Source organism: Nocardioides sp. AX2bis (assembly GCF_902506435.1).
Taxonomy (GTDB): Bacteria; Actinomycetota; Actinomycetes; order Propionibacteriales; family Nocardioidaceae; genus Nocardioides.
Genome location: NZ_LR733215.1, coordinates 3,877,201 through 3,902,117 on the forward strand (window position 1 = coordinate 3,877,201; position 24,917 = coordinate 3,902,117).

General features: G+C 74.4%; 24 protein-coding genes. 5 read left to right on the forward strand and 19 right to left on the reverse strand.

Annotated elements, in window-relative coordinates; all coding sequences use genetic code 11:
* Window positions 1-39: 39 nt before the first annotated feature.
* The 3 genes from GV155_RS18685 to GV155_RS18695 all read right to left on the reverse strand — a co-directional run bounded on the left by GV155_RS18685 (window position 40) and on the right by GV155_RS18695 (window position 4,543).
* Window positions 40-747, reverse strand: a complete 708-nt coding sequence (locus GV155_RS18685; protein ID WP_160010418.1) for an SWIM zinc finger family protein — start codon at window positions 745-747, stop codon at window positions 40-42.
* Window positions 744-3,584, reverse strand: a complete 2,841-nt coding sequence (locus tag GV155_RS18690) for a DEAD/DEAH box helicase (protein WP_160010420.1) — start codon at window positions 3,582-3,584, stop codon at window positions 744-746. The genes GV155_RS18685 and GV155_RS18690 overlap by 4 nt, the downstream gene beginning before the upstream one ends.
* A gap of 77 nt (window positions 3,585-3,661) precedes the next feature.
* Window positions 3,662-4,543, reverse strand: coding sequence for a hypothetical protein (locus GV155_RS18695; protein WP_160010422.1), 882 nt, complete (start codon window positions 4,541-4,543; stop codon window positions 3,662-3,664).
* Between the two features lie 80 nt (window positions 4,544-4,623).
* On the opposite strand from GV155_RS18695, the gene GV155_RS18700 reads away from it, so the two are divergent.
* Window positions 4,624-5,103, forward strand: coding sequence for a DUF4112 domain-containing protein (locus GV155_RS18700; protein WP_160010424.1), 480 nt, complete (start codon window positions 4,624-4,626; stop codon window positions 5,101-5,103).
* On the opposite strand, the gene GV155_RS18705 is transcribed toward GV155_RS18700, so the two are convergent.
* The 9 genes from GV155_RS18705 to GV155_RS18745 form a co-directional block, all read right to left on the reverse strand.
* Window positions 5,004-5,795 (reverse strand): FadR/GntR family transcriptional regulator, encoded by a 792-nt coding sequence (locus GV155_RS18705; protein WP_160010426.1) that lies wholly within the window; start codon window positions 5,793-5,795, stop codon window positions 5,004-5,006. The genes GV155_RS18700 and GV155_RS18705 overlap by 100 nt on opposite strands.
* A gap of 101 nt (window positions 5,796-5,896) precedes the next feature.
* A complete protein-coding gene (locus tag GV155_RS18710) occupies window positions 5,897-6,745 on the reverse strand; it encodes an LLM class flavin-dependent oxidoreductase (protein ID WP_160010428.1) in 849 nt (282 codons plus the stop codon).
* A gap of 10 nt (window positions 6,746-6,755) precedes the next feature.
* Window positions 6,756-8,015 carry an AGE family epimerase/isomerase gene (locus GV155_RS18715; RefSeq protein WP_201300245.1) on the reverse strand — a complete coding sequence of 420 codons (1,260 nt, stop codon included), beginning with the start codon at window positions 8,013-8,015 and terminating at the stop codon, window positions 6,756-6,758.
* Between the two features lie 16 nt (window positions 8,016-8,031).
* Window positions 8,032-10,176, reverse strand: a complete 2,145-nt coding sequence (locus GV155_RS18720; protein ID WP_160010430.1) for a RecQ family ATP-dependent DNA helicase — start codon at window positions 10,174-10,176, stop codon at window positions 8,032-8,034.
* The gene (locus GV155_RS18725; RefSeq protein ID WP_160010432.1) at window positions 10,173-10,469 is read right to left on the reverse strand and encodes a DUF2470 domain-containing protein; all 297 of its coding nucleotides are present in this window, start codon (window positions 10,467-10,469) and stop codon (window positions 10,173-10,175) included. The genes GV155_RS18720 and GV155_RS18725 overlap by 4 nt, the downstream gene beginning before the upstream one ends.
* Window positions 10,470-10,502: 33 nt before the next feature.
* A complete protein-coding gene (locus tag GV155_RS18730) occupies window positions 10,503-11,081 on the reverse strand; it encodes a DUF998 domain-containing protein (RefSeq protein ID WP_160010434.1) in 579 nt (192 codons plus the stop codon).
* A 208-nt stretch (window positions 11,082-11,289) separates the two neighbouring features.
* Window positions 11,290-13,269: a M13 family metallopeptidase gene (locus tag GV155_RS18735; RefSeq protein WP_160010436.1), complete on the reverse strand. Its 1,980-nt coding sequence runs from the start codon at window positions 13,267-13,269 to the stop codon at window positions 11,290-11,292.
* Window positions 13,270-13,321: 52 nt separating this feature from the next.
* Window positions 13,322-14,218, reverse strand: coding sequence for a 2-phosphosulfolactate phosphatase (locus tag GV155_RS18740; RefSeq protein WP_160010438.1), 897 nt, complete (start codon window positions 14,216-14,218; stop codon window positions 13,322-13,324).
* Window positions 14,211-15,176 carry an NADPH:quinone oxidoreductase family protein gene (locus tag GV155_RS18745; protein ID WP_160010440.1) on the reverse strand — a complete coding sequence of 322 codons (966 nt, stop codon included), beginning with the start codon at window positions 15,174-15,176 and terminating at the stop codon, window positions 14,211-14,213. Before GV155_RS18745 ends, GV155_RS18740 begins: the two co-directional genes overlap by 8 nt.
* A gap of 83 nt (window positions 15,177-15,259) precedes the next feature.
* On the opposite strand from GV155_RS18745, the gene GV155_RS18750 reads away from it, so the two are divergent.
* Window positions 15,260-16,195: an alpha/beta hydrolase gene (locus GV155_RS18750; protein ID WP_201300246.1), complete on the forward strand. Its 936-nt coding sequence runs from the start codon at window positions 15,260-15,262 to the stop codon at window positions 16,193-16,195.
* Window positions 16,196-16,217: 22 nt separating this feature from the next.
* On the opposite strand, the gene GV155_RS18755 is transcribed toward GV155_RS18750, so the two are convergent.
* Window positions 16,218-17,543 carry a M15 family metallopeptidase gene (locus GV155_RS18755; protein WP_160010442.1) on the reverse strand — a complete coding sequence of 442 codons (1,326 nt, stop codon included), beginning with the start codon at window positions 17,541-17,543 and terminating at the stop codon, window positions 16,218-16,220.
* 317 nt (window positions 17,544-17,860) lie between these two features.
* On the opposite strand from GV155_RS18755, the gene GV155_RS18760 reads away from it, so the two are divergent.
* Window positions 17,861-18,442, forward strand: a complete 582-nt coding sequence (locus GV155_RS18760) for a TMEM165/GDT1 family protein (RefSeq protein ID WP_160010444.1) — start codon at window positions 17,861-17,863, stop codon at window positions 18,440-18,442.
* A gap of 27 nt (window positions 18,443-18,469) precedes the next feature.
* On the opposite strand, the gene GV155_RS18765 is transcribed toward GV155_RS18760, so the two are convergent.
* The 6 genes from GV155_RS18765 to GV155_RS18790 all read right to left on the reverse strand — a co-directional run bounded on the left by GV155_RS18765 (window position 18,470) and on the right by GV155_RS18790 (window position 23,623).
* On the reverse strand, window positions 18,470-19,057 hold the full coding sequence (locus GV155_RS18765; RefSeq protein WP_236554425.1) for a TetR family transcriptional regulator: 588 nt from the start codon (window positions 19,055-19,057) through the stop codon (window positions 18,470-18,472).
* Window positions 19,058-19,104: 47 nt separating this feature from the next.
* Window positions 19,105-19,587: a hypothetical protein gene (locus tag GV155_RS18770; protein ID WP_160010446.1), complete on the reverse strand. Its 483-nt coding sequence runs from the start codon at window positions 19,585-19,587 to the stop codon at window positions 19,105-19,107.
* 44 nt (window positions 19,588-19,631) lie between these two features.
* The gene (locus tag GV155_RS21070) at window positions 19,632-21,092 is read right to left on the reverse strand and encodes a fatty acid desaturase (protein ID WP_160010448.1); all 1,461 of its coding nucleotides are present in this window, start codon (window positions 21,090-21,092) and stop codon (window positions 19,632-19,634) included.
* A gap of 104 nt (window positions 21,093-21,196) precedes the next feature.
* The gene (locus GV155_RS18780) at window positions 21,197-22,558 is read right to left on the reverse strand and encodes an NAD-dependent malic enzyme (protein WP_201300366.1); all 1,362 of its coding nucleotides are present in this window, start codon (window positions 22,556-22,558) and stop codon (window positions 21,197-21,199) included.
* A 76-nt stretch (window positions 22,559-22,634) separates the two neighbouring features.
* Window positions 22,635-23,144: a hypothetical protein gene (locus GV155_RS18785; RefSeq protein ID WP_160010450.1), complete on the reverse strand. Its 510-nt coding sequence runs from the start codon at window positions 23,142-23,144 to the stop codon at window positions 22,635-22,637.
* Entirely contained in the window at window positions 23,141-23,623 is a 483-nt protein-coding gene (locus tag GV155_RS18790) for a glutathione peroxidase (RefSeq protein WP_160010452.1), read from the reverse strand. The genes GV155_RS18785 and GV155_RS18790 overlap by 4 nt, the downstream gene beginning before the upstream one ends.
* Before the next feature lie 95 nt (window positions 23,624-23,718).
* On the opposite strand from GV155_RS18790, the gene GV155_RS18795 reads away from it, so the two are divergent.
* Both GV155_RS18795 and GV155_RS18800 read left to right on the forward strand, forming a co-directional pair.
* Entirely contained in the window at window positions 23,719-24,282 is a 564-nt protein-coding gene (locus GV155_RS18795) for a hypothetical protein (protein ID WP_160010453.1), read from the forward strand.
* The gene (locus GV155_RS18800) at window positions 24,282-24,812 is read left to right on the forward strand and encodes a hypothetical protein (RefSeq protein WP_160010455.1); all 531 of its coding nucleotides are present in this window, start codon (window positions 24,282-24,284) and stop codon (window positions 24,810-24,812) included. Before GV155_RS18795 ends, GV155_RS18800 begins: the two co-directional genes overlap by 1 nt.
* The last annotated feature ends 105 nt before the right edge of the window (window positions 24,813-24,917 follow it).

Consider the following 24,917-nt stretch of genomic DNA (forward strand, 5'->3'; position numbering starts at 1 on the left):
GGGTGCCAGACCGGACCCCACCTGTCGGGCCGGGTGGCCTCACCAGAGCCGGTCCAGCTCGGCCGGGTCGTGGTGGCGCCCGAGCAGGTCGAGGATCCGCGCGGCGCGGACCGCGGCGTCCTCCGCGGTCTCGAGGACCTCCTCGGCGTCGTCGCGGCCGGGCGCGGGTACGGCCTGCGGGTCGCGACGGTGGTGCAGCGCGGCGAGGAGGTCCTCGCGGGGCAGCCCGCGCAGCTGGAGCAGCACCAGCGGGTCGTCCTCCACCAGCCACCCGACCTGGAGCAGCAGCGCCAGCGCGTGCGGGCACGGGTCGACCCAGGACGCGCAGGTGCAGGAGGCGGCCAGCTCCGTGCCGTACGGCACCAGCTCGACCCCGGCCTCCTCGGCGTGCTCGACGAGGTCGTGCGGCAGGTCGCCGGCCAGGAGCGCCGCCACCCGGGCGGGATCGGCCGCCACCGCCTCGACCAGGGCCGCGACCGCGGAGGCGTCGAGGACGGGCAGCGCGACCTCGACGCCCCACAGCTCCTCGACGCCGCGGCGCTGCTCGGTGACCGCCGAGCGGAGGCTGCCGGCGTCGACCCGGACCGCGCCCACGGCGCCGCTGCGGGCCAGCGTGCGGCCGCGGCGCAGGTCCGCCTCGTCGTAGGCGACCTCCTCCACCGCACGCAGCCACGCCTTCGCCCACCACCGCCCGGCCCAGGCGCGACCGCGCCGGGCCGGGACCCGCGGGTGGACCACGGCGCTCACGACACGTCCGGCTGCCGCAGGCGCACCAAGTCGTGGAGCTCGGCGTCGCTCAGCTCGGTGAGGGCCGCCTCCCCGCGACCGAGGACCGCGTCGGCCAGCGACCGCTTGCGGGCCAGCAGCTGGCCGATCCGTTCCTCGATGGTGCCCTGCGCGACCAGGCGGTGCACCTGGACCGGCCGGGTCTGCCCGATCCGGTAGGCCCGGTCGGTCGCCTGGTCCTCGACGGCAGGGTTCCACCACCGGTCGAGGTGCACGACGTGGTCGGCGCGGACCAGGTTGAGGCCGGTGCCGCCGGCCTTGAGGGACAGCAGGAAGACCGGGACCTCCCCGGCCTGGAAGGCCGCGACCATCGCCTCGCGCTGCGGGACCGGGGTGCCCCCGTGGAGCAGCTGGTGCGGCACCCCGACGGCGGCGAGGTGCTGCTCGACCAGGCGGGCCATCGCGACGTACTGGGTGAAGACGAGCACCGCGCCGCCCTCGGCGACGACGGTGGTCAGCAGCTCCTCGAGCAGGTCCAGCTTCTCGGAGCGCCCGCGCAGCCGCCCACCGGACTGCTTGAGGAACTGCGCCGGGTGGTTGCAGATCTGCTTGCACCCGGTCAGCAGGGCCAGCACGAGACCGCGGCGGGCGTCCTCGTCGGCGCGCTCGATGCGGGCCAGGGTGTCGCGGCAGAAGGCCTCGTAGAGCACGACCTGCTCCCGGGTCAGCCGCAGCAGGTGGTCCGTCTCGGTCTTGGCCGGCAGCTCGGGGGCGATGCCGGGGTCGGACTTGCGGCGCCGCAGCAGGAACGGCCCGATCAGGTCGGCGAACTGGCGCGCCTTGGTCGGCTCGAGGCCGGACTCGATCGGGGCGGCCCACACCTTGCGGAAGGCGTTGCGGCTGCCCAGCAGCCCCGGCACCGTCCAGTCGAGGATCGCCCACAGCTCGGTGAGGTCGTTCTCGACCGGGGTACCGGTCAGGGCGACCCGGGCGGCGCTGTCGATGGTGCGCAGCGCCCGGGCCGTCGACGACCGCGCGTTCTTGACGTGCTGGGCCTCGTCGGCGACCACCAGGTCCCAGGCGGTCGTGCCGAGGCGCTCGGCGTCGCGGCGCATGGTGCCGTAGGTGGTCAGCACGAAGCCCCGGGTGGAGGCACCGGGGCCGGTGGCGCCCGTCGCGTCGGGGGCGAGGTCCTCGTGCGTCCGCTCCCCGCCGTGGAACCGCCGGACCCGCACCCCGGGGGCGAAGCGGCGGATCTCGGCCTCCCAGTTCCCGAGCAGGCTGGCCGGGCAGACCACCAGGGTCGGGCCGGTGGCGCCGCGGGAGGTGCGGTGCAGGTGCAGCGCGACGAGGGTGACGGTCTTGCCCAGGCCCATGTCGTCGGCCAGGCAGCCGCCGAGGCCGAGGCCGGTCAGCGTGGCCAGCCAGGTCAGGCCGTGCCGCTGGTAGTCCCGCAGCTCCGCGTGCAGCCCCGCCGGCGGGGGCACGGGCTCGGTGGTGGCGGCGCCGACCAGCTGCTCGCGCACCCGCAGCAGCGAGGCGCCGACCACGACCGGGGTGTCGGGAGGCAGGCCGGTGCCCGGCTCGACCGGCACGGTGCCGGTCAGTGCGGCCGCGATCGCCCGGGTGGGCGCGACCGTGCGCTGGAGGCGCTTGCGGGCCTTGCGCGCGGTGGCGGGGTCGACGACGGTCCAGCCGCCGCGCAGCTTCAGCAGCGGCGAGGCGGCGTCGGCCAGGGCGTCCATCTCGGCCGCGGTGAGGTCCTCGCCGTGCAGCGCGAGCTGCCAGCGGAAGGCGAAGACCGAGTCGGGCCCGAGCAACGGGTCCTGCAGCGGCTCCTCGTGCGGCCCCGGGCCGGTCGCCGGACCGCGGTCCTGGGGGTGGCGGGGGTCGACCCGGTCCAGGACGCTGGTCGCGGTCAGGTCGCGGCCGAGGCTGCGGGGCCACAGCACGTCGACCCCGCGTGCGCCGAGCGCGGCGACCCCGTCCTCGAGCAGGCTGGCCAGGTCGTCGCCGTCCAGGGTGAGGTCGTCGGGGGCGGGCCCGTCGAGCATCCGGTCCAGCACCGGCCACGCCTCGGCCGCGGCCCGCAGCGCGATGGACGCGTGCGTCCGCGCCCGGCCGCCGAACCCGTGGCTGGGACCGTCGGGGTCCGCCCAGAGGTCGGTGGCGTCGCACAGGTGCAGCGGGTCCTGCTCGTCGTGGACCTGGAGCACGAGGCGCACCGAGCCGGCCGACAGGTCCTCCTCGTCGGCCTCGACCCGCAGCGCGAGGCGGACCAGCTGGGGACGGTCGTCGTCCTCGGCCAGCCGCGACGGTGTCGCCCGGTCGGCCTGCCCCGGCGTGGCGGGCGCGCGCAGCCGGTCGAGGCGTGCCGCCAGCCGTTCCGCGAAGTCGCCGGGAGCGACGGCCGACGCCGCCGGTCGGGCCCGGGGCGGGCGGGAGGCGGTGCGGGGCATCGTGTCGGCCACGGCGTCGAGCACCCGGCGTACGACGGCCTCGGCCTGGTCGGGCGGGAGACCCTCGTGGGAGCGGGCCAGGGCCAGCCGGGCGACCCGGTCGTCGTCATCGGCCGGCAGCGGGGCGATCCGCCAGCCGTCGCCGACCGCGTCCGGCACCAGGCGACCGGCCGCCACGAGACGCAGGGCGAGCAGCGCCGCCCCGGCCAGCAGGCCGACGCTGGGGTGTACGTCCTCGCGGGCGTGGGCCTTGGTGAGCACCGGCAGCGCGGCGCGCACCGGCAGCTCGACCCGGCGGCCACCGTCCGCGGCCGTGAAGGCCACCACGGCCTCCCCGGGGCGGACGCCGGGGGCTGTCTCGGCGAGCTCGGCCGGCCCGGTCAGCGGGACGAATCCCACGGGCACCCCCTCCTCGACCGCACGTCCCCACGCTAGCCGCGGGTGCCGACACCGGGGCGGGCGGTGCGGGGCCGCCGCTAGACGATGACCTGGTCGAGCAGCGCCTCGGCCTCGGGACCCGTGGCGACGTCGGCGGGGTCGGGCGGCGTCGGCGGGGAGACCTCGCCGTCGACGTCGCTCAGGCTGATCTCGTAGCCGCCGCTCGCCGGCACGTCGGACTCGGCGATCTCGAGGTCGAGCTCCCGGAGCACGCCGTCCTCGCCCACCGCGACCTCCACGTCGAGGTCGATCGAGGACGCCTGGCCGGTCAGGGAGAAGGCGCTGCCGAGCACCTGGGCCTCCTCGCCCTCCACGCCGGCGAGGGCGTCGTCGTAGGTGAAGGTCGTCGCGTAGCGGGTGACCTGCACGCCGTCCTCCTCCTCGGTCCCGAGCTCCTCGGCCTCGCTCGCGCCCCGCAGCACCAGCACCGCGCCGACCAGGCCGGTCGGGGTGAAGGTGGTGGACTCGGTCAGGCGGCTCGCCTCGCCCTGCAACCAGGTGGCGCCGCCGGGGAAGGCGGGGATCCCCTCGCCCTCGGCCCGGACCCAGAGCGTGCTGCCGTCCGCCTTCACCTCCGCCTCGCTGGTCTGGCCGCCCTGGCCGATGGAGAGCAGCAGGTCGGCCACCGTCGCGTCGTAGTCGACGCTGCCCTGCGTCTGCAGCTGCAGCTGCTGCCCGGCGATCTCGAGGTCGAGGTCACCGTCGATGGTGAAGACGCGGGCGGCGACGGTCGCGTCGACCGCGTCCTGGAGGACCTGGGCGGCCTCGGCCGGGTCGGCGGGCTCGGACGCGGACTCCGAGGCCGGCTCCTCTGGCGCGTCGGCTCCGTCGCCTCCGGAGCAGCCGGCGAGGACCGCGGCGGTCACCGCCGTCACGGCGACGGCAGTCAGGGGTCGCAGGCGGTTCGGGCGCAGGCGCATCGGGTTCCTCCGGGATCGGTACGGAGAGCTCACCCTAGGAGACGTCCGCGGGCGCGCGGGGCGTACGGGATGATCCGCGCATGGACGACCAGACCGGGACCCCGGTCCCCCGCCGCAGCCGTGCCCTCGCCCGTGTCATGGACGACGCGGTCCGGGTGCCCGGCACCCAGGTGGGCATCGGGCTGGACGCGGTGATCGGGCTCGTACCCGGCGTCGGCGACCTCGCGGGCTCGGCGATCTCGGGCGTGGTGCTCTACGACGCGGTGCGCTGCCACGTGCCGGTGCCGGTGCTCGCCCGGATGGGCGGCAACCTCGTCGTGGACGCCCTGCTCGGGGTGGTGCCGCTGGTCGGGGACGCCGCCGACGTCGCCCACCGGGCCAACCGCAAGAACATCCGGCTCATGGAGAAGGCGCTGGCGAAGCGGCCCGCCGGCACGCCGGTCCCGGCGCCGACGGTCGGCTACGTGGCGTCGGCGCTGCTGCTGGTCGCCGTGCCGGTGCTGCTGGCGCTGGTGCTCGGCGTCGTGGCGCTCGTGCTGCTGGTCGGGATCATCGTCTGACGGAACGTCAACCACATCGGGTCGGCCTTCTGCTTCTCGAAGTGGCCCGCCAGCGCCGCGCGCGCCCGGGGCTCGTCCCGCGCGTCGATCGCGGCGAGCACCTCCTGGTGCACGTCGAGCACCCTGCGGCGCAGCTCCGGGTCGTGGTGGGCCTCGAACGCCGCGGGCGCCACGACGTCGGTGAGGGGCGAGAGCAGCGCCTCCAGGTAGACGTTGCCGGACGCCGCGATCAGCCCGGCCCGGAATCCCAGGGCGTGCTCCACGAAGGTGTCGCGGTCGTCGTCGGCGTGGGCCTCCCGCATCCACCGCAGCGCGTCGGCGAGCACCTCGCGCTGCGCGACGGTGCACCGCTCGACGGCCAGCGGCAGGGCCTCCACCTCCACGATGCGGCGCACCTCGAGGATCTGCGCGGGCAGGGAGTCGCTGCCCCTGGCCACCCGGGCGGCGAAGAGGCGTGGCTCGAGCGGCGACCACTCGTCCACCTGGTTCACGACGCTGGAGCGGCCCTGCCGCACGACGATGACCCGGGTCCCGGCCAAGGACTTGATCGCCTCGCGGACGGTCAGGCGGCTCACGCCGAGCCGCTCGGCGAGCTCGGTCTCGGACGGCAGGGCCGAGCCCGGCGGGAACGTCTGGTCCAGGACCAGGTCGAGGAGGTCCGCCGCAGCACGCGCGGTCACGCCTTGGGGCATCTCGTCGTCTCCCGTCGTTGAATCCGGTCCGAAACTAACCCACACGTCCCGGCGGCCCGGGCAGGTCCGACGACCGCGGACGCGCGGGTGTGATCTGGGTCTCAGAACCGTCCGGCGACCGTCTCGAGGACCGTCTCGTCGCCGGCGTACGGGCCCTCGGCGCGCGGCCAGTGCGTCACGACGTCGGTGAAGCCCAGCCCGGCGGCCCGGCCGACCATGTCGTCGAAGACGTCGACGCTCTCCAGGGAGAACTGCGGCGAGGCGTCGAGCAGCAGGTAGCGGGGCACGACGTCAGGGTCCCGCCCGGCGTCGCGCACCGCGGTCTCGAAGGTCTCGCGGGCGGTCGCCAGCCCGGCCCACCACTCCTCGAGCGTCTCCACCCGCGGCCCGGTGGTCACCCAGCCGTCGCCGGTGCGCGCGGCGTACCGCAGCGAGCGCGGCCCGTTGGCGGCGACCAGCAGCGGGACGTCGCGCAGCCGCGGCAGGGTGCGCGCACCGCGGGCCGAGAACCAGCGGCCGTCGGCGTCGACGTGGTCCTCGGTGCGCAGCCGGACGAGGAGGTCGGTGAACTCCTGGAAGCGGTCGACACGGTCCCGGACCGACAGGTCCTCGATCCCGAGGATGCGGGAGTCGAGGTCACCGCCGGTGCCGACCCCGAGCAGGAAGCGCCCGCCCGAGATGTCGTCGAGGGCCTGGACCTCGCGGTGGAAGGGCACCGGGTGGCGGAAGTTGGGCGACGCCACCAGGGTGCCGAGGCGCATCGTCGTGGTGAGGGTCGCCGCGGCGGTCAGGGTCGGGACGGCGGCGTACCAGTCCGACTCCGGCAGGCCCGCCCACACCACGTGGTCGTAGGTCCAGGCGTGGTCGAAACCCATCTCCTCGGCCGCGCGCCACCGCGGCGCGGCCTCGGCCCAGGGCAGCTCGGGCAGGATCGTGATTCCGTGGCGCATGGGCCCGAGCCTAGGGCGCGGCCGCCGGCGGGACCGCCGGCAGCAGCCCGTCGCGCAGGGCGGTGGCCAGCGACGGCGCGAGCGGCAGTCGGGGCAGCAGCACCGCCTGGAGCGCGTGGTAGACGTCCGGGCGGCCGGACCACGTGAGGTCGCTGGGACCGCCGTCGGGCGACCGCTCGTGCACCCAGGACCCGCGGGCCGGGTCGACGAACCAGTCCTGGGCGTGTGCCCACCAGGCCCGGTAGCGGTCGGCGTGGCGCGGGTCGTCGGTGGCCCGGTGCAGCGCCGCGGCGGCCGCCACCGCCTCGGCGGCCACCCAGTGCATCCGCTCGCGCACGACCGGGGCGCCGTCCCAGCCGACGGTGTAGACGAACCCGTCGTGCCCGTCGGGCGCCCACCCGTGGCGGGCTGCGGCGTCGGCCAGCCCCACCGCGTGGTCGACCCACCACCCGGGGGCGTCGGCCCCGGTCGCGGCGTGCAGCTGCAGCGCCAGGCGGGCCCACTCGAAGCCGTGGCCGATCGTGGCGCCGTAGGGCCGGAACGGGTCCGCGGGCAGGTCGTGGTGGTAGTCGAGCAGCGGTCGGCCCGCTGGGTCGAAGTGCTCGGGCAGGAGCCAGTCGTGGGTCGGGGCGAGCCGGCCGAGGACGTGGTCGACGATGCCGGCGGCCACGTCCCGGGGGCCCGGGTCGTCGAGCACATCGGCGGCCGCGAGCAGCGCCTCGACCGTGTGCATGGTGGCGTTCAGCCCGCGGTAGTCGTCGAGCACCGTGAACCGCCGGTCCCACTCCTCGACCACCAGCCCGGCCCCGGGCCCGGCCGGCGCGACGAACCGCTCGAGCAGGACCCCGAGCGCCTCGTCGAGCAGCGCCGTCGCCCCGGGGCGGCCGGCCGCGACGGCCGACGACGCGGCGAGGACGACGAAGGCGTGCTCGTAGGCGGTCTTCGAGCCGGGCAGGGGGCCGTCCGGGCCGACCCGCGCGTGCCAGCCGCCGTACGCGTCGTCGTGGAAGGTCCCGCGCAGCGCCGCCACCCCGTGGTCGGCGAGCGCCGACGACCCGGGGTGATCCATGAGCACCCCGAGCGCGTGGACGTGCGTCATCCGGCAGGTGATCCAGAGCTCGCGGGGCCGGTCCTCGTCGACCGTGCCGTCCTCGCGCAGCCAGGCGTACCCGCCGGCGGGGTGCCGGGCGCCGGCGGCGACGTCGAGGAGGCGGCGGGCGTGGGCGTCGAGGGCGCGGACCTCGGTCGCGTCCAGCAGCGGTGGGGGCACGACGGACCTCCTCGGGTCAGCTCTGGGTGGCCAGGGCCAGCGGGGCGACCTGGGCGGCGCCGGCGCGGCGTACGGCCCGGGCGGCCAGCGTCATCGTCCACCCGGTGACCACGAGGTCGTCGACCAGCAGGACCGACGCACCGGACAGCGCGCCGGGGTCGTCGAGCTGCAGGTCGTAGCGGCGGCCGACGGCCGCGACCCGCTGGGCGGAGTTCACCGCACCCCGGCCCGGCTCGACCGACGGGTCGACGATCGCGAAGCGACCCACGACCGGCGCCCCGAGGTAGCGCGACAGCCCCGCGGCCAGGTCGGACACCAGGGTCGGTCGGGTGGCCGAGTCGACCACCACGATCGCGTCCACCCGCGGCGACCAGTCGCCGAGGACGGCCACCACGGCCTTCACCAGCGGGACGGGGACGGGCCCGTCCTCGGTGCCGGCGCGGAACAGCTCGCGCAGCGCCTGGCCGTAGCCGAGGTCGGTGAGCCGGGCCACGGCACGGCCCTCGACGGCGCCCTCGGCGATCTTGCCCTTGAGGTCGACACCGATCGCGGGCAGGCCGGTCGGCCACATCTTGCGCTGCTCGACCACGACGCCGGGCCGCGACAGCCGGGCCCCGGCCTCGGCCAGGGCGGCGTCGGAGACGCCGGTGGGCAGGTCGAGGCCGCCGCAGGTGTCGCAGCGGCCGCAGTCCTCGGCCTCGGGGTCGTCGAGCTGCTCGCGCAGGTAGCGCATCCGGCACCGGTCGGTGTCGAGGTAGTCGAGCATCGCGCGCTCCTCGCGCTCCCGGGCGGCGCGGACCCGCTCGAAGCGCTCGGCCTCGTAGGTCCAGGGCTGCCCGGTCGACTCCCAGCCGCCACGGACCCGGCGGACGGCGCCGTCGACGTCGAGCACCTTGAGCAGCGTCTCCAGGCGGTTGCGGCTCAGCTCGACGCGGGTCTCGAGCGCGGCCGTGCTCATCGCGCGGCCCTCCTCGGCGAGCACGTCGAGCGTCTGGCGGACCAGCTCCTCGCGCGGGAACGCCAGCGAGGCGAAGTACGCCCAGATGTCGCGGTCCTCGGTGGCCGGCAGCAGGACCACCGTGGCGCTCTCGCTGCGGGCGTCGAGCCCGCGCCCGGCGCGGCCCACCTGCTGGTAGTAGGCCACCGGCGAGGACGGCGCCCCGAGGTTGACCACGAAGCCGAGGGAGGCGTCGAAGCCCATCCCGAGCGCGCTGGTGGCGACCAGGGCCTTGACCCGACCGGCCTGCAGGTCCTGCTCGAGGGCCTGGCGCTCGGTGGCCTCGGTCTGGCCGGAGTACGCCGCGACGTCGTGCCCGCGCGAGCGCAGGTAGTCGGCCACCTCGGCGGTCGCGGCCACGGTGAGGCAGTAGACGATCCCCGACCCGGGCTGCTCGGCGAGGTGGTCGGCCAGCCAGCCGAGCCGCTGCTCGGCCGTGGGCAGGCGCACGACGCCCAGCCGCAGCGACTCCCGGTCCAGAGACCCGCGCAGCACGAGCACCTCGGCCCGCCCGGCGCCCCGGTCGAGCCCGCCGAGCTGCTCGGCCACGTCGTCGGTGACGCGCTGGTTGGCGGTCGCGGTGGTGGCCAGGACGGGGATGCCGTCGGGGAGGTCGCCGAGCAGGGTGCGGATGCGCCGGTAGTCGGGGCGGAAGTCGTGGCCCCAGTCGGAGATGCAGTGCGCCTCGTCGACGACCAGCAGGCCGCAGGTCGCGGCCAGGCGCGGCAGCACCTCGTCGCGGAAGCCCGGGTTGTTCAGCCGCTCGGGGCTGACCAGGAGCACGTCGACCTCGCCGGCCCGGATCGCCTCGTGGGTCGGCTCCCAGCTCTCGGCGTTGGTGGAGTTGATGGTCACCGCGCGGATGCCGGCCCGCTCGGCGGCGGCGATCTGGTTGCGCATCAGCGCCAGCAGCGGGGAGACGATGACGGTGGGCCCGGCGCCGCGCTCGCGCAGCAGCAGGGTGGCCACGAAGTAGACCGCCGACTTGCCCCACCCGGTGCGCTGGACGACCAGGGCGCGGCGCTGGTCGACCGCGAGCGCCTCGATCGCGGACCACTGGTCCTCGCGCAGGACGGCGTCGTCCTTGCCGACCAGGGCGCGCAGGTGGCCCTCGGCCCGGGCTCGGACGTCCGCGCGGGTGCCGGCGTCGGTGGTCGCGCTCACCGGTGGTCCTGGGGGGCCTCGAGGCGGCGGACGGCCTCGTCGTGCAGGGCGACCACGGCGGCCCGCAGGCCCGCCCGCTCGGTGACCGGCGCATCGGGCCAGCCCACGCGCAGGGTCGCCTCGGCGGTGCCCTCGGTGACGTGCCAGGTCCCGCCGTGCTCGTCGAGGCCGGTCATCTCGGCCTCCGTGGCGCCGGGGTGGCCGTGCGCCTGCACGATGCGCAGGCTGTCGTCGCGGTGGCCGTCGTTCATGTGCGCGAGGACCGCGTCGCAGGTGGCGTCGTCGAAGGGCATGGGGCGAGCCTACGAGCGCCCGCCGACACTCCCCTAGGAGACCGCCGGCCGGGCGGCGGGGCCTGCGGCGCGACGGCTCGTACGCCCCCGGGCCCGCAGGGCGAGGACCACCGCGAGGGGCCACAGGACCTGCGCCCCGGCCACCACCCGCTCGGCCAGTCCCGAGCGCGGCCCGCCCAGCTCGAGGGAGAACCAGCCGAGCAGCCCGCCCAGGACGACCGTGGCCGCCCAGCCGGAGCGGCGTCCGGGCAGGCCGGACAGCCCCGGCCACAGCGAGAGGGCCACGAAGCTGGCCGTGGCCACCGGCACGTGGGCCGCCGACGGCTCGGCCGCCACGGCGACCCCGAGCGCGGCCACCCCGCCGGCGCCGAGCACGACGCGCCCCAGCCGGTGCGCCTCGGTCAGCCCGAGGGCGGTCACCACGTGGCACCCGCCGAGCACCACGAACCCGGTCGTCATCACCCACCGGTCGTCGGCGCCGACTGCGGCCAGCGCGCTGATGGTGTCGCGGGTGGCGTCGTACGCCGCCGGCTGCCGGGTCGCGGCGAGCGTCCAGCCCCCGATCAGCGCGACGGGGGCGAGGGCGGCGGAGACGAGCGCGGTCCGGTGCACGGACCCAGCATGGGGCACCCGCTCACCCCGGGCGCCCCGCCCGTCCCGAAAGCCCCGCCCGCCCCGGGAATCCCCGGTCGGGCGGGGATTCCCTGGCTCCGCGTGCCCTGCAAGGCACGCGAACCCCGGGAAACGACCACCCAGTCCGGCGGCGGGGCCACGCGGGCCGGCGACCCGCGGCCTGCCGACCGGCGACCCCGCCCCCGGGTCACCAGATCCGGACACGCTCCTGCGGGTCCAGCCAGAGCCCGTCGCCCGCGACCGTGCCGAAGACGTCGTGGAACTCGTCGAGGTTGCGCACGATGTTGGCGCGGAACTCCGGCGGGCTGTGCGGGTCGATGGTGAGGTAGGTCTGCTCCTGCTCGGTGCGGCGCTTGGTGCGCCACACGTAGGCCCAGTTCATGAACAGCTTCCGGCGGTCCTCGACCGACGCCTCGCCGCCCTGGGCGATCACGAACGCCGTGTGGGCGATCGTGAGGCCGCCCAGGTCACCGATGTTCTCGCCGACGGTCAGCGAGCCGTTGACCGTCTCCCCGGGCAGGTTGCGCGGCGAGAACCCGTCGTACTGCGCGACCAGCGTCTTGGACTTCACCTCGAAGGCGGCCTTGTCGTCGGCGGTCCACCAGTCGTTAAGCGTGCCCGAGCCGTCGTACTGCGCGCCCTGGTCGTCGAAGCCGTGGCCGATCTCGTGGCCGATGACCGCACCGATCCCGCCGTAGTTCTCCGCCTCGAGCGCGTCGGGGTCGAAGAACGGCTTCTGCAGGATGCCGGCGGGGAAGCAGATCTCGTTGGTGCCGGGGTTGTAGTAGGCGTTGACGGTCTGCGGCAGCATGAACCACTCGTCGCGGTCGACCGGGGAGCCGATCTTGCGCAGGTGGCGGTCCGTCTCGTGGGCGGAGATCGCCGCGACGTTGCCGACGAGGTCGTGCGGGTCGATGCGCAGCGCGGAGTAGTCGCGGAACCGCTCCGGGTAGCCGATCTTCGGCCGGAAGGTCTCCAGCTTCTCGTACGCCCGCTGCTTGGTCTCCTCGGTCATCCAGTCCAGGCGGCCGATCGAGCTGCGGTACGCCGCGAGCAGGTTGGCGACCAGGTCGTCCATCATCGCCTTGGCGCGCGGCGGGAAGTGGCGCCCGACGTACTCCTTGCCGACCGCCTCGCCGAGCCCGCCCTCGACCAGCGCGACGCCGCGCTTCCACCGGGCCCGCAGCTCGGGGGTGCCGTTGAGGGTGCGGCCGTAGAAGTCGAAGTTGGTCTCGACGAAGTCGTCGGTCAGGTAGGCCGCCGAGGACCGCAGGACGTGCGCCAGCAGCCACGACTTCCAGTCGTCGAGCGACGTCTGGCGCAGCACGCCGTCGAGGTGCTCGAAGAACGACGGCTGGCGTACGCAGGCCTCGGCCAGCAGCGGGGCCGGGTCGATCGCGGGGCCGCTGAGGTTCTGGACGTAGGCGTCCCAGTCGAAGCTCGGGCAGGCCGCCTTGACCTCCTCGAGGGTGCGCAGGTTGTAGGTCTTCTGGACGTCGCGGGTGTCGGCGCGCTCCCAGTGCCCCGCGGCGATCCGGGTGTCGAGGGCGAGCACGGCGGCCGCGGCGCCCGCGGGGTCGTCGTGGGCGACGAGGGTGAAGAGCCGCTCGAGGTAGGCGACGTACTTGTCGCGGACGTCGGCGAACTTCTCCTCGCGGTAGTACGACTCGTCGGGCAGGCCGAGGCCGCCCTGGGAGAGGTGGAACAGGTAGCGGTCGGAGTTGCGGTCGTCGGTGTCGACGTAGGACCCGAACAGCCCGTGGCCGCCGATCCGCTCGAACTCGCCGAGGAACGCGGCCAGGTCCCGCACGTCGCGCAGCGACCGGCTGGCCTCGACCAGGGCCCGGATCGGGGCGGCCCCGCGGCGGTCGACCTCGGCGGTGTCCATGAAAGAGGCGTAGAGGTCGCCGATCTTCTGGGCCTCCTCGGCCGACGCGGCGTCCGCGTCGGGCGTGCCCGGCTCACGCGACTGCGCGGCGAAGTCCTCGATGATCTGGCGCACCCGCTCCTCGGCGGCGTCGGCCAGCTGCACGAAGGGGCCCCAGCTGGAGCGGTCCGCGGGGATCTCCACCTCGTCGAGCCAGCGGCCGTTGACGTGGCCGAAGAGGTCGTCCTGCGGGCGGATGTCGAGGTTCATGCCCTCGCGGGCGTCGTCCAGGATGCTCACCCTGCGACCCTAGCCGGGGCCGGGATGCCCGGGGCGTCATCCCTCGCCCCGCTCAGGCGGGGCCCGGACCGGATGACGTCCCGGCGTCGCGGAAGGCCCCGTCGCGCAGCACCGGCACCGCCGCGCTCACGTCGACCGCGGCGGCGACCTCGACGTCGGCACCGAAGCCGACCGCCGCCAGCTCACGCCCCCCGGCGCACGACCGCAGGGCCGCGGCGGGGTCGTCGGCGACCGTGCGCCACGCCACGACCGCCAGCTCCGCCTCCGGGCTCAGGCCGGTGACCCCGCGCCCGACCAGCGCGGTGAGCAGCGAGCCCGCGCCCCAGACGTCCTCGACCGCCGGCCGCAGGGAGCCGTCCGGCCACCGCTCGCCCGCGGCGACCACCGCCAGCGACGCCCCCCGCAGCAGCGCCGGGGCCAGGGCCTCGGCGACGGCGGAGGCGTTGCGCAGGCACGCGCCCACCACGCCCACGCCCGCGTCGGCCAGCAGCGCGCTGATGGTCGAGCCGTTGGGCGAGGGCAGCACCAGCCGCTGCACACCCACGAGGCCGTCGCCGCGCAGCATCGCGGCCGGGGAGAGCGTGGGGCGGTCTCGTGACGCTCGCTGCGCTCGCTCCTCGACCACCGGAGGGGCCGCTCGCTCCTCGACCACCGGGGCGGCCGCGGCGGCCTCGAACCGGCCGACGGCCAGCACCGCGTCCCGCTCCCGGGCGTACGCCTCCGCGCGCTCGTCGCGCCACGCGAACGGGTGCACCTCGACCCCCCGCTCCACCGCGAGGGCCAGCGTGGTCGTGAACGACAGCACGTCCACGACGACCGCCACGTCGTCGGCACCGAGCCCGGCGACGACCGCGGCGGCACCGGTCGGGCCGGTCTCGAGCCGGACGGGGTACGCCGCCTGCCCGTGGGCCGCCCGCCGCCCGGCCGCCCGCGGGTCGTCCTCAGTCACGGAGCCGGACGACGCCCTTGCCCAGGGTCCGCCGCTCGTCGAGGTCGACCAGCGCCTGACCGAACTCCTCGAAGGCGTACGTCCGACCGACCGGCGGCTTGACGACCCCGGCCTCGATCATCGGCACCAGCGCGGCCCACTGCTCCTGCATGTAGCCCGGACGTGCCATCGCGTAGGCGCCCCAGCCGACGCCGCGGACGTCGGTGTTGTTGAGCAGCAGCCGGTTGACCTTGACCTCGGGGATGCCCTGCCCGGCGGCGAAGCCGACCACGAGCAGCCGGCCCTGGGGCGCGAGCGAGCGCAGGGAGTCGAGGAAGACGTCGCCGCCGACGACGTCCATCACGACGTCGACGCCGTGGCCGCCGGTGAGGTCCTTGACCGCGTCCTTCCACCCGTCGAGCAGGACTACCTCGTCCGCCCCGGCCTGCCGGGCGACCTCCCCCTTCTCCTCGGTGGAGACGACCGCGATGCTGCGGGCGCCGTACCCCTTGGCGACCTGGATGGTCGCGGTGCCGACGCCGCCCGCGGCGCCGTGCACGAGCACGGTCTCGCCCTCGCGCAGACCGGCCCGCTCGGCCAGGGCGAACTGCGCGGTGAGGTAGTTCATCGGCATCGCCGCACCCTCCTCGAAGGACAGCGCGTCCGGCAGCGCGAACGTCGACTCGACCGGCATCGCGGCCAGCTCGGACGCACCGCCGTACCCCTGCACCGCGCAGACCCGCTGGCCCGGCTCGAAGCCCTCACCCGAGACCACGACGCCGGCGACGTCGACGCCGAGCGTGAACGGCGGCTCGGGCTTCATCTGGTACTCCCCTCGCGACAGCAGCAGGTCGGGGAAGGACGTGCCGACGGCGTGGACCTCGACGAGGACCTGGCCCTCGCCGGCGGTCGCGTCCGGCACCTCCTGCACGACGACGTCGGTGGGACCGGTGAGCGTGACGACCTGGGCTGCGCGCATGCCCGGCAGGCTAGGACACCGCGCGGGCGCACGACCCATCCGTCCGTGTGACCGTTCCGAACAGCAGCCGTGAGGTCCCTGCGGTGAGGCTGTCCGACCGCGTCGCGGCGATGACGATGCACGCGAGCGCGCGGTGGTCGGTGCGCTACGGCGAGGAGCTCCGCTTCGCGGGGACCGGGCTGCCGCGGCCCCGGCGCCACCTCGTCCCCACCCGGCACGGCCGCGTGCCGGTGCACGTCTACACCGACCCGGCGTGGGCTCCCGGGTCGCGGCCACGGCCCGCGTACGTCCACCTGCACGGCGGCGCCTGGCTGATGCGCCACCCGTTCATGGACGACTTCTGGTGCCGCTACCTGGTCGCCCAGGCCGGGGTGGCGGTGGTCAACGTCGACTTCCGCACGGGGCCCTACGTGGCCTACCCGGTCGCGCAGGAGCAGGCGCACGACGTGCTGGCCTGGCTGGACGGTCCGCAGTCCGGGCACGGCACCTCGCTGGGGGTCGACGGCACCCGGCTGGCCGTCGGCGGTCTCTCGTCGGGCGGCGGGATGGCCGCCGCGGCCTGCCTGATGGCCCGCGACGAGGGGACCGTACGCCCGCTGCTGCAGGTGCTCGGCGTCCCGGCGCTGGACCTGGCCACCGAGGTGCCGGAGGGCGCAGCCGGGGCCGGGCCGGGCGCCGGACAGATGATCTCGCCGTCGCTGCGCGCGCTGGTGCGCCGCGTCTACTTCCCCGACCCGGCCCGCCGCTCGGAGCCGTACGCCTCCCCGGTGCTGGCGCCCGACCTGCGCGGGCTGCCGCCCGCGGTGGTGATGACCGCCGAGCGCGACTCGCTGCGCCGCGACGGCGACCTCTACGCCCAGCGGCTCGCCGAGGCGGACGTCCCGGTCCTGCTGCACGACGTCACGCCCGGCGCGGACCACTACTTCTGGTCCCACGACCTCGACCGCGCACGACGGCTGATGGCACGGGTCGCGGCGATCGTGCGGGACGTGCTGCTCGAGCGACCCGACCACCGGTGAGCCCGGCGCGGGCCGGCGCGGGTCAGCGCGGCTCGACCAGGCTCTCCATCTCGAAGTGCATCGGGTCGGTGTAGCTCCAGTCGCCGCCCCAGGCGAAGCCCCACCGCTTGAAGATCGCCACCACGCCGCGGTCCATCTCCCCGACGGTGCCGCGCAGGTTGCCCGGCACGTTGAGGTCGAAGGCGGTGCCGAAGGAGTGGTTGGACAGCGTGGTGCTGCCGGCGATGAAGCGCGGGTAGTAGCAGCCGGCGTACTCGCCCGGGTTGATCTTGTCGGCCAGCCCGGCCAGCGTGATCTCCTCGAGCGCGGCCCGCAGCTGCGGCATCATCGCGCGGTTGCAGGTGACCGTGCCGAGGATCGGGACCTCCTCGGTGCTGATGTACTCGCTCTCCCACGCCTGCTCGGGGATGACCTGGCCGCCGGCGACGGTGTAGCGGAAGGTGCCGACCGCCTCGGCCACGCCGCCGACGAGGAACGCCTGCTGCGTGGCGTCGGTGTCGAGGCCCGCGCGGGCGACGACGTCCATGTCCTGGATGGTGGCCTGGTCGCCGAGGATCTTCGCGATCTCGGGTCGGAGCGCCTGGGGCGACTTCTGACCGGTGCGCACCAGCAGCGCGTTGCCGGCGGGGATCCCGAGCTCCTCGCCCCACGAGGTGTTCACGACGGCGTCGACCTGGTCGATCTGCGGCGCGATCGCGCCGACGTGGATCTCCTGGGCGTCGTCCTCGCCGAGCGCGAGCTGGAGGTAGCCGTCGCCGTCGACCGGCAGCGACTTCTCGCTGGCGGTGGTCAGCGCCACCTCGCCGCCGGCGACGCGGTCCCACTGCTCCTGGAAGAGGGCGCTCTCGGGCGGGGTGAAGAGCCGGTACGACGCCGCGTCGACCGCGGCGACGGTGTAGACGCGCTCCTCGAGCGAGACCTGGGCCATCGAGAGGCGCGAGACCTCGTCGACGCCGTCCACCCCGGCGATCTCGTCCACGACCTCGTCGGCCAGCGGCTCGTCGGCGTTGAACAGCAGCATGTCGGGCGGGGCGATCGCCTCGTCGCGACCGCGCAGGCCGGGTGGCTCGACGGCGTGCTCGGGGTCGGCCACGACGACACCGTCGTCCTCCGCGTCCGCGGAGCCCGCCCGGTCCCCGCGGTCGGTGGAGCGGTCGGAGCGGCCGTCGGCGCCGTCGTCACCGGCCGCGTCGTCACCGGCCCCGTCCGGGGCTGCGTCGGAGGCCTCGGCCACCGGGCTCGTCGCGACGGAGGGGTCCTCGGCGGTGCCGTCGGGGTCGCCGGCACAGGCCGTCAGCACGGCGGCCACCGCCAGACCCCCGGCGAGCCGGGCCACACCTCGACGCATCTGCATCCCTCCGAGGAGGAGCGTAGACGCGAGGTGCAACAACCGTTCACCGAACGGGGGCACTCCGACGACGGCGCCCGCGCCGATTTGGACCCGGCCCCCACCCGTACGTCATGATGGTCACCGAAGGGGAGTAGTCCTCAACAGTCGCATCGACATACTGACCTCACGGTCCGGTGCGGCAGGCCCGGCTCAGCCGGGCGGACGAGACCTTCGACCAGTGCACCGATCCCTAGTGCTCCGGTCGAAGACGTCTCCGTCCTGCGGAACCGTGCTCGGCCGGGCCTGACCTGCCCCCCGGGCCGAGGAGAAATCTCGTGGAAGCCTTCCTGCTCAGCACCGCTGTCATCTTCGTCGCCGAGCTCGGCGACAAGAGCCAGCTGATGGCGATGACCTTCGCCAGCCGCTACCGCGCCCGTGACGTCCTCCTGGGCATCACCGTGGCCACCGCCGTCGTGCACCTCGCCTCGGTGGCGATCGGGTTCTGGATCGGCGACGCCTTCGCCGAGCAGCAGGACGTGATCGCGATCATCGCCGGCATCGCCTTCCTGGGCTTCGCGGCCTGGACGTTGCGCGGCGACGAGCTCACCGACGACGAGGCCGACAAGGCCCGCCGCTCCACCGGCAAGGCGATCTTCGCCGTCGGCGTCGCGTTCTTCCTCGCCGAGCTCGGCGACAAGACCATGCTGGCCACGATCACCCTGGCCACCCAGCACGGCTGGTTCGGCACCTGGATCGGGAGCACCGTCGGCATGGTCGCCGCGGACGCCCTGGCGATCGTGGTCGGCGCCATGCTCGGCCGGAAGCTGCCCGAGAAGGCGATCACCTACGGCGCCGCGACCCTGTTCGCGCTCTTCGGCATCCTGCTGATCCTCGAGGGCGCGGGCGTCATCGGCTGACGCCGGGCGGCGGGCGGTCCCTCCGGCTCAGCCCCGCAGCACCCGCGTGGCGACCCACCCGATGTCGTCGGCGGTCTGCGCCGGAGGGCCGCTGGGCTGCATCACGTGGCTGAGCACGACGCGGACGACCATGTCGATGGCGGCGTCGAGGTCGCGGGTGGCCAGCGGGACGTCGTAGGAGGCCACCCGCTCGGCGACCACCATCTTGGCCACGGCCAGCAACGACCCGGCGTGGGTGGTCAGCAGCGGGAGCAGCTCGGTGTCGGCGCCGTGCGTGGCGGAGGCGACCGCGTGCAGCAGCGGGTTGCCCTGGGCCCGGTCGAGCACACCGCGCGAGGCGGCGACCACCGCGGCCTGGAGGTCGTCCGGGTGCTCGTCGAAGGCGGTGCCGACGACCGAGAGGAACGCCTCCAGCTCGCGCTGCACCATGGCCTCGGCCAGGGCGTTCTTGGTACCGATCTCGTTGTAGACCGTCTGCCGGCTGACCCCGACCTCGTCGGCCAGCCTCGCCATCGTCACCTTCGCCCACCCCGCACGCGAGGTGAGGTCCACGGCCGCGGCGAGGATCCGGTCGCGGGTGGCGACGGCCTGGTGCGGACGGGCGGTGGAGGTCACCTGGCCACCTTAGGACGCACCCCGGGCCCGGCCCGGCGAGCGGGTGGTCACGGACCGGGCGTGCAACCGCCGGCCTCCCCCCGCTCGACCACCTCGGCACGCACCGAGTCGTAGACCGCGTACGCCACCCCCGCGCCGGGACCGCCGGCGTTCTCGACGCAGAGCGAGAAGGACGACTGCGTGACGTCCTCGGGTTCGGCGTAGGAGTAGAGGACCAGCGCCGACCCGGTCGCGAGGGTGACGCCTCGCCGTTCGGACTCCGCCAGGACCTCGTCGAGGGTGCGGTCGACCGACCCGGTCTGCTCGGTCATGGCCGTCGCGACCCGGCCCTGCCGTGTGGCGTCGCGGACGGCCAGGTCCTCCGCGGCCGGACCGGTGTCCGGCGGCGTGCCCGACGGCGTGGGGCTCCCTGCCGGTCCTGCGCCCGAGGGGTCGTCGGCCCCCGAGCACGCACCGAGACCGACGAGGGCGAAGGCGAGGAGGACGGCGGTCGCCGGGCGGGCCACCGGGGGCCGGGCAGGGGACGACATGACCCCACCCTAGGCAGCATCCCTCGAGTCGGCTCCGACCTGCGTCAGGCGTCGCTGCGCGTCATCGGCACGAAGTCGACCTTCTCGCGCACCCCGCAGTCCGGGCAGCACCACGAGTCGGGCACGTCGGCCCAGGCGGTGCCGGCGGCGAACCCCTCGAGCTCGTTGCCGACCTCGAACTCGTAGGTGTGGCCGCACCCCGGGCAGCGCGCGGCGAGGACCTCCTCGACGGGGACGGTCGCCGTCCGAGCCTCCCCGTCCTGGGCCTCCACGTCGACCTCGACCGGCACCGGTGCCGGCGCGGGCCAGGCCGCGAGCACCCGCTCGCGTCGCGGCGTGTGGATGTTGGCGCGGGTGACGTCCCCGTCGAAGTGGGCGACCACGCGGGGGTCCATCACCCGGCGCCACAGCGGCGGGACCAGGGCGATCAGGATCATCCCGGCGTACCCCGTGGGCAGCACCGGCGACTCCTCGAAGTCGCGCAGCGTCTGGTAGCGCCGGGTGGGGTTGGCGTGGTGGTCGCTGTGGCGCTGCAGGTGGTAGAGCAGCACGTTGGTCGCGACGTTGTTGGAGTTCCAGGAGTGCGACGGGTCGACCCGCTCGTACCGCTCGCGGTGCCCGACGCCGACCTTCTGCCGGCGCATGCCGTAGTGCTCCATGTAGTTGACGACCTCGAGCAGGGTGAGGCCGATCAGCGCCTGGACGACGAGGAAGGGCACGACGACGGGGCCGAGCCAGACCGCGAGGGCACCCCAGAGGACCGCCGACATGACCCAGGCGTTCAGCACGTCGTTGCCGGGCCGGTACGGGTGCTGGTCGCGGCGGGCGTACCGCTTGCTCTCCAGGCGCCAGGCCGAGCGCAGCGAGCCGAGCACGGTGCGCGGCCAGAAGGCGTAGAACGACTCGCCGATCCTGCTGCTCGCCGGGTCCTCGGGGGTCGCGACGCGGACGTGGTGGCCGCGGTTGTGCTCGATGTAGAAGTGGCCGTAGAAGCTCTGGGCCAGGGCGATCTTGGACAGCCAGCGCTCGTTGGCCTCCCGCTTGTGGCCGAGCTCGTGGGCGGTGTTGATCCCGATCCCGCCGATGCAGCCGATGGTGGCGGCCAGGCCGAGCTGCTCGACCAGGGTCAGGTCACCGCCGATGCCGAGGGGGTCGCCGCGCGCGACCAGGTAGGCGGCACCGACGAAGCCGGCGTACTGCACCGGCAGGAAGAGGTAGGTGACCCAGCGGTAGTAGCGGTCCTGCTCGAGCGCCTCGATCACGTCGTCGGGCGGGTTGGCGCGGTCGAGACCGGCGACCAGGTCGACGGCCGGCACGACCACCAGGATCACCACGGGCCCGACCCAGAACCACAGGCCGGACCCGGTGGCCAGCCACCCGCCGTACGCGACGAAGGCCAGCGACGGCACCACCAGACCGATCAGCCACAGCGTGCGCTTGTGGTCCCGCCACCCGTCGGTGGAGCCGGCGGGGACGGTGCTGCCGGTGTTGGTCCGTGCGCTCACGAGGAGTCCCTCCTGTCGCCGACGCGGGAACGCGCCGGGTTGACAGAAAGGTACTGATTGTCAACGCACTTGACAATACCTAGGTCGTTGTCAAGTGCAGGGCCTCAGTCGTCGTCGACCGTGGCGTGCTTCCCGGCGATCGCCCGGGCGACCGCCTTGGGCACCTCGGAGTTGAAGACCGACGGGACGATGAAGGTCGGATTGAGCTCCTCGTCCTTCACCACGTGCGCGATGGCGTCGGCGGCACGCAGCATCATGTCGATCGTGACGTCGGTGGCGCGGGCGTCGAGCAGCCCGCGGAAGACGCCGGGGAAGGCCAGCACGTTGTTGATCTGGTTGGGGTAGTCCGAGCGGCCGCTGGCGACCACCGCGGCGTACTGGCCGGCGTCGCCGGGCTCGACCTCCGGGTCGGGGTTGGCGAGCGCGAAGACGATCGCCTTCTCGTTCATGTCCTTGATCCACTCCGCGTCGAGCACGTTCGGGGCGCTCACGCCGATGAAGACGTCGGCGCCGGTGACGCCGGCGTGCAGGTCGCCGCGGACCTTGCGCGGGTTGGTGACCTTGGCCAGGGTGAGCTTCGCGGCCGGCAGCGACTCGTCGTCGCCCGACAGGCAGCCCTCGCGGTCCCAGACCACGACGTCCTTCACGCCGGCAGCGAGGAGCAGCGTCACGATGGCGGTGCCGGCGGCACCCGCGCCGGAGACCACGATCCGCAGGTCCTCCAGCTTCTTGCCGACCACCCGCAGCGCGTTGGTCAGCGCGGCGAGCACGACGATCGCGGTGCCGTGCTGGTCGTCGTGGAAGACCGGGATGTCCAGGCTCTCGCGCAGCCGCGCCTCGATCTCGAAGCAGCGGGGGGCGGCGATGTCCTCGAGGTTGATGCCGCCGAAGCCGGGGGCGATCATCTCGACCGCGCGCACGATCTCGTCGGTGTCCTGGGAGGCCAGGCAGATCGGCCAGGCGTCGATGCCGGCGAACCGCTTGAACAGCGCCGCCTTGCCCTCCATCACCGGCAGCGCGGCGCCCGGCCCGATGTTGCCGAGGCCGAGCACCGCCGAGCCGTCGGTGACGACCGCGACCGAGTTGCCCTTGACCGTGAGCCGGGAGACGTCCTGCGGGTTGTCGGCCAGGGCCTTGCTGACCCGGCCCACGCCCGGGGTGTAGGCCATCGACAGGTCGTCGCGGTTGCGCAGCGGGACCTTGGAGGTGACCTCGATCTTGCCGCCGATGTGGAGCAGGAAGGTCCGGTCGCTGACCTTGTGCACGGTCACGCCGTCGACCTCGTCGACCTTCTCGCGCAGCAGCGCGGCGTGGTCGGCGTCGATGGCCGAGCAGGTGACGTCGATGACGAGGCGGTCGTTGGCCGACTCCGCGACGTCGACGGCCATGACGATGCCGCCCTCGGCGGCGATGGCGGTGGTCACCGAGCCGATCACGGAGTGGTCGGGCTCGGTGTGGAGCCGCATGGTGATGGAGTACGAGGACGTGGTCGCGATCTTGGGCACGAGGTCAGACTCCCGTCCGGGCCGGGTTACCGGCAAGTCACGAGCGCGTGGGCTTCCCCCGGGTCGTGGTGCCGAGGGTCTCGAGCATCCCGGCGGAGAACCGGTCGCCCATCTGGTTGATGACCGTCTTCATCGACCCCTTGACCGCGGGCGAGAGCGCCTTGGGCAGCGGCAGGTCGAGGGTGATCGACAACGAGGTCCGCAGCATCGTGGCGACGCTCTCCCCCTCCAGCGGCTCGAGCTCCTCCAGCTCGTACCAGCCGTCGACGCACGCGTTCTCGTCCGAGCCCTCGGGGGCGTCGTGCTTGAACTCGATCCGCTCGAGCTCGACGAACTCCATCTTCTCGGTGAAGGTCGGCGAGAGCGTGGCCTTCGGCACCGGCAGCTTGGTCATCGACCAGATCCAGTGCTCGCCGCGGTCCTCGATGCGGGTGACGAACGGGGTCAGCCGTGCGACCTCGTCGGCGTCGCGCAAGAGCTCCCAGATCTGCTCGCGGCTGGCCAGGACGATCGCCTCGGCGGTCGTGGTCGCGGTGAAGCCCGTCACGACGCGAGCGCCTTCTCGATGTCGCCGGTGATCTTCTCCGGCTTGGTCGTCGGGGCGTAGCGCTTGATGACCTGGCCGTCCTTGCCGACGAGGAACTTGGTGAAGTTCCACTTGATCTTGTCGCCGAGCAGGCCGCCCTTCTCCTCACGCAGCCAGCGGAACAGCGGGTGCGCCTGGTCGCCGTTCACGTCGACCTTGGAGAACATCGGGAAGGTGACGCCGAAGCTGCGCTCGCAGAAGCCCGCGATCGAGGCGTCGTCGCCGGGCTCCTGCGACTGGAACTGGTTGCACGGGAAGCCCAGCACGCTGAAGCCCTGGTCCGCGTAGGACTTCTGCAGGTCCTGGAGGCCCTCGTACTGGGGCGTGAAGCCGCACTGCGAGGCCGTGTTGACGACCAGGACGACCTTCCCGTCGTACGTGGCGAGGTCGACCTCCTGCCCGTCGATCGCGGTGGCGTGGTGGTCGTGGAGGGAGCTCATGGGTCCGATCCTGCCAGCAGGACGGCAACCGGACGGGCGAGTGCGGGCGTACCGAAGCGCGTGACAGACGGGCGCGGGCGGCGGATGATGCGGTGATGAGCACGACCACCGCCCCTCCCGTCGCCGCGACGTCGGCGGGGCCGGTGCGCCAGCGGGTGCGCGGGATGGTGCGCTCGTGCGGGCCGTGGTGGGCGCTGCTCGCCATCGGGGCCGTCATGGGCCAGGTCCCGTGGGGGACGGAGCTGCTGGTCGCCTGGGGAGTCCTGCTCCTGGCCTCGGTCGTCGTCAACCCGGTGGCCCGACGGCTCCGCCGCCGCGAGGAGCTCGCGTACGGCGGTCCCGGCCAGCGTGACTTCTTCGAGCAGGCCCTGACCGGGGACCGGGTCCCCCGCGACGGTGACGTCGAGGCGTGGCGCCGACATCTGCCCGTCCTCCGGCTCCGCGCCCGCGAGGCGGTCCTGGCGATGCCGTGGGTCGGGCTCGTCGTGCTCGCCCTGGCGGCGTTCACCGCCGTCCTCGTGCTCACGGGCAGGGGCGAGGGCGCCTACGGGACCTCCTCGGTCGCGACCCTCACCGTCCTGGCCTGGCCGTTCTACGCCTCACACCTGCGACGTCGCCGTGACCGGCTCGACGCGCTGGCCGAGCGGCTGGAGCGCTGATGAGCGACACGGGGCCGGTCCGCGGCCTGGTCCTCATCGGGGCGCCCCTCCTCCCGCTCGCCGTGTACTCCTGGCTGTGGGCTGCCTTCGACGCCACCTCCGGGACCCTCGGCGCCCTTGCCCTGTTCGTGGCGATGGTGGGGGTGATCGGCGCCGCCGTCGTCCTGGGCTGGCGCCGTCAGGACGCCACCGCGGCCCGGCTGGGCAGGCTGGACCGGGTCTGGGCCTTCCGACGCGCCGTGCGCAAGGGCGAGCTCCCGCCCGAGGGGGTCGGCGACGAGGCGAGATGGCGGGCCGAGACGTCACGCCAGCTCCGTTCGACCGAGGCCGAGATCGCCGGGGCACCCTGGCTGTGGGTGCTGGCGGTCCCCCTCGGGATACCCGTCGCCATCGCCTGGGCCGCCGGCTGGGACGCCTGGCGCTTCCCCGCCTACCTCCCGGTCGTCCTGGTGGTGATGTGTCCGCTGGTGTGGTGGGAAGCGGTACGTCGGCGTGAGCGCCTGCGCCGGTTGGCGATGCGGCTCGGCTGACCGGGGCGCCCGCGGTCGTACTGGGTGGGCGTTTCCCGGGGTTCGCGCGCCTTGCAAGGGACGCGAAGCCGGGGAATCCCCGCCCGGGCGGGGATTCCCCGGCTT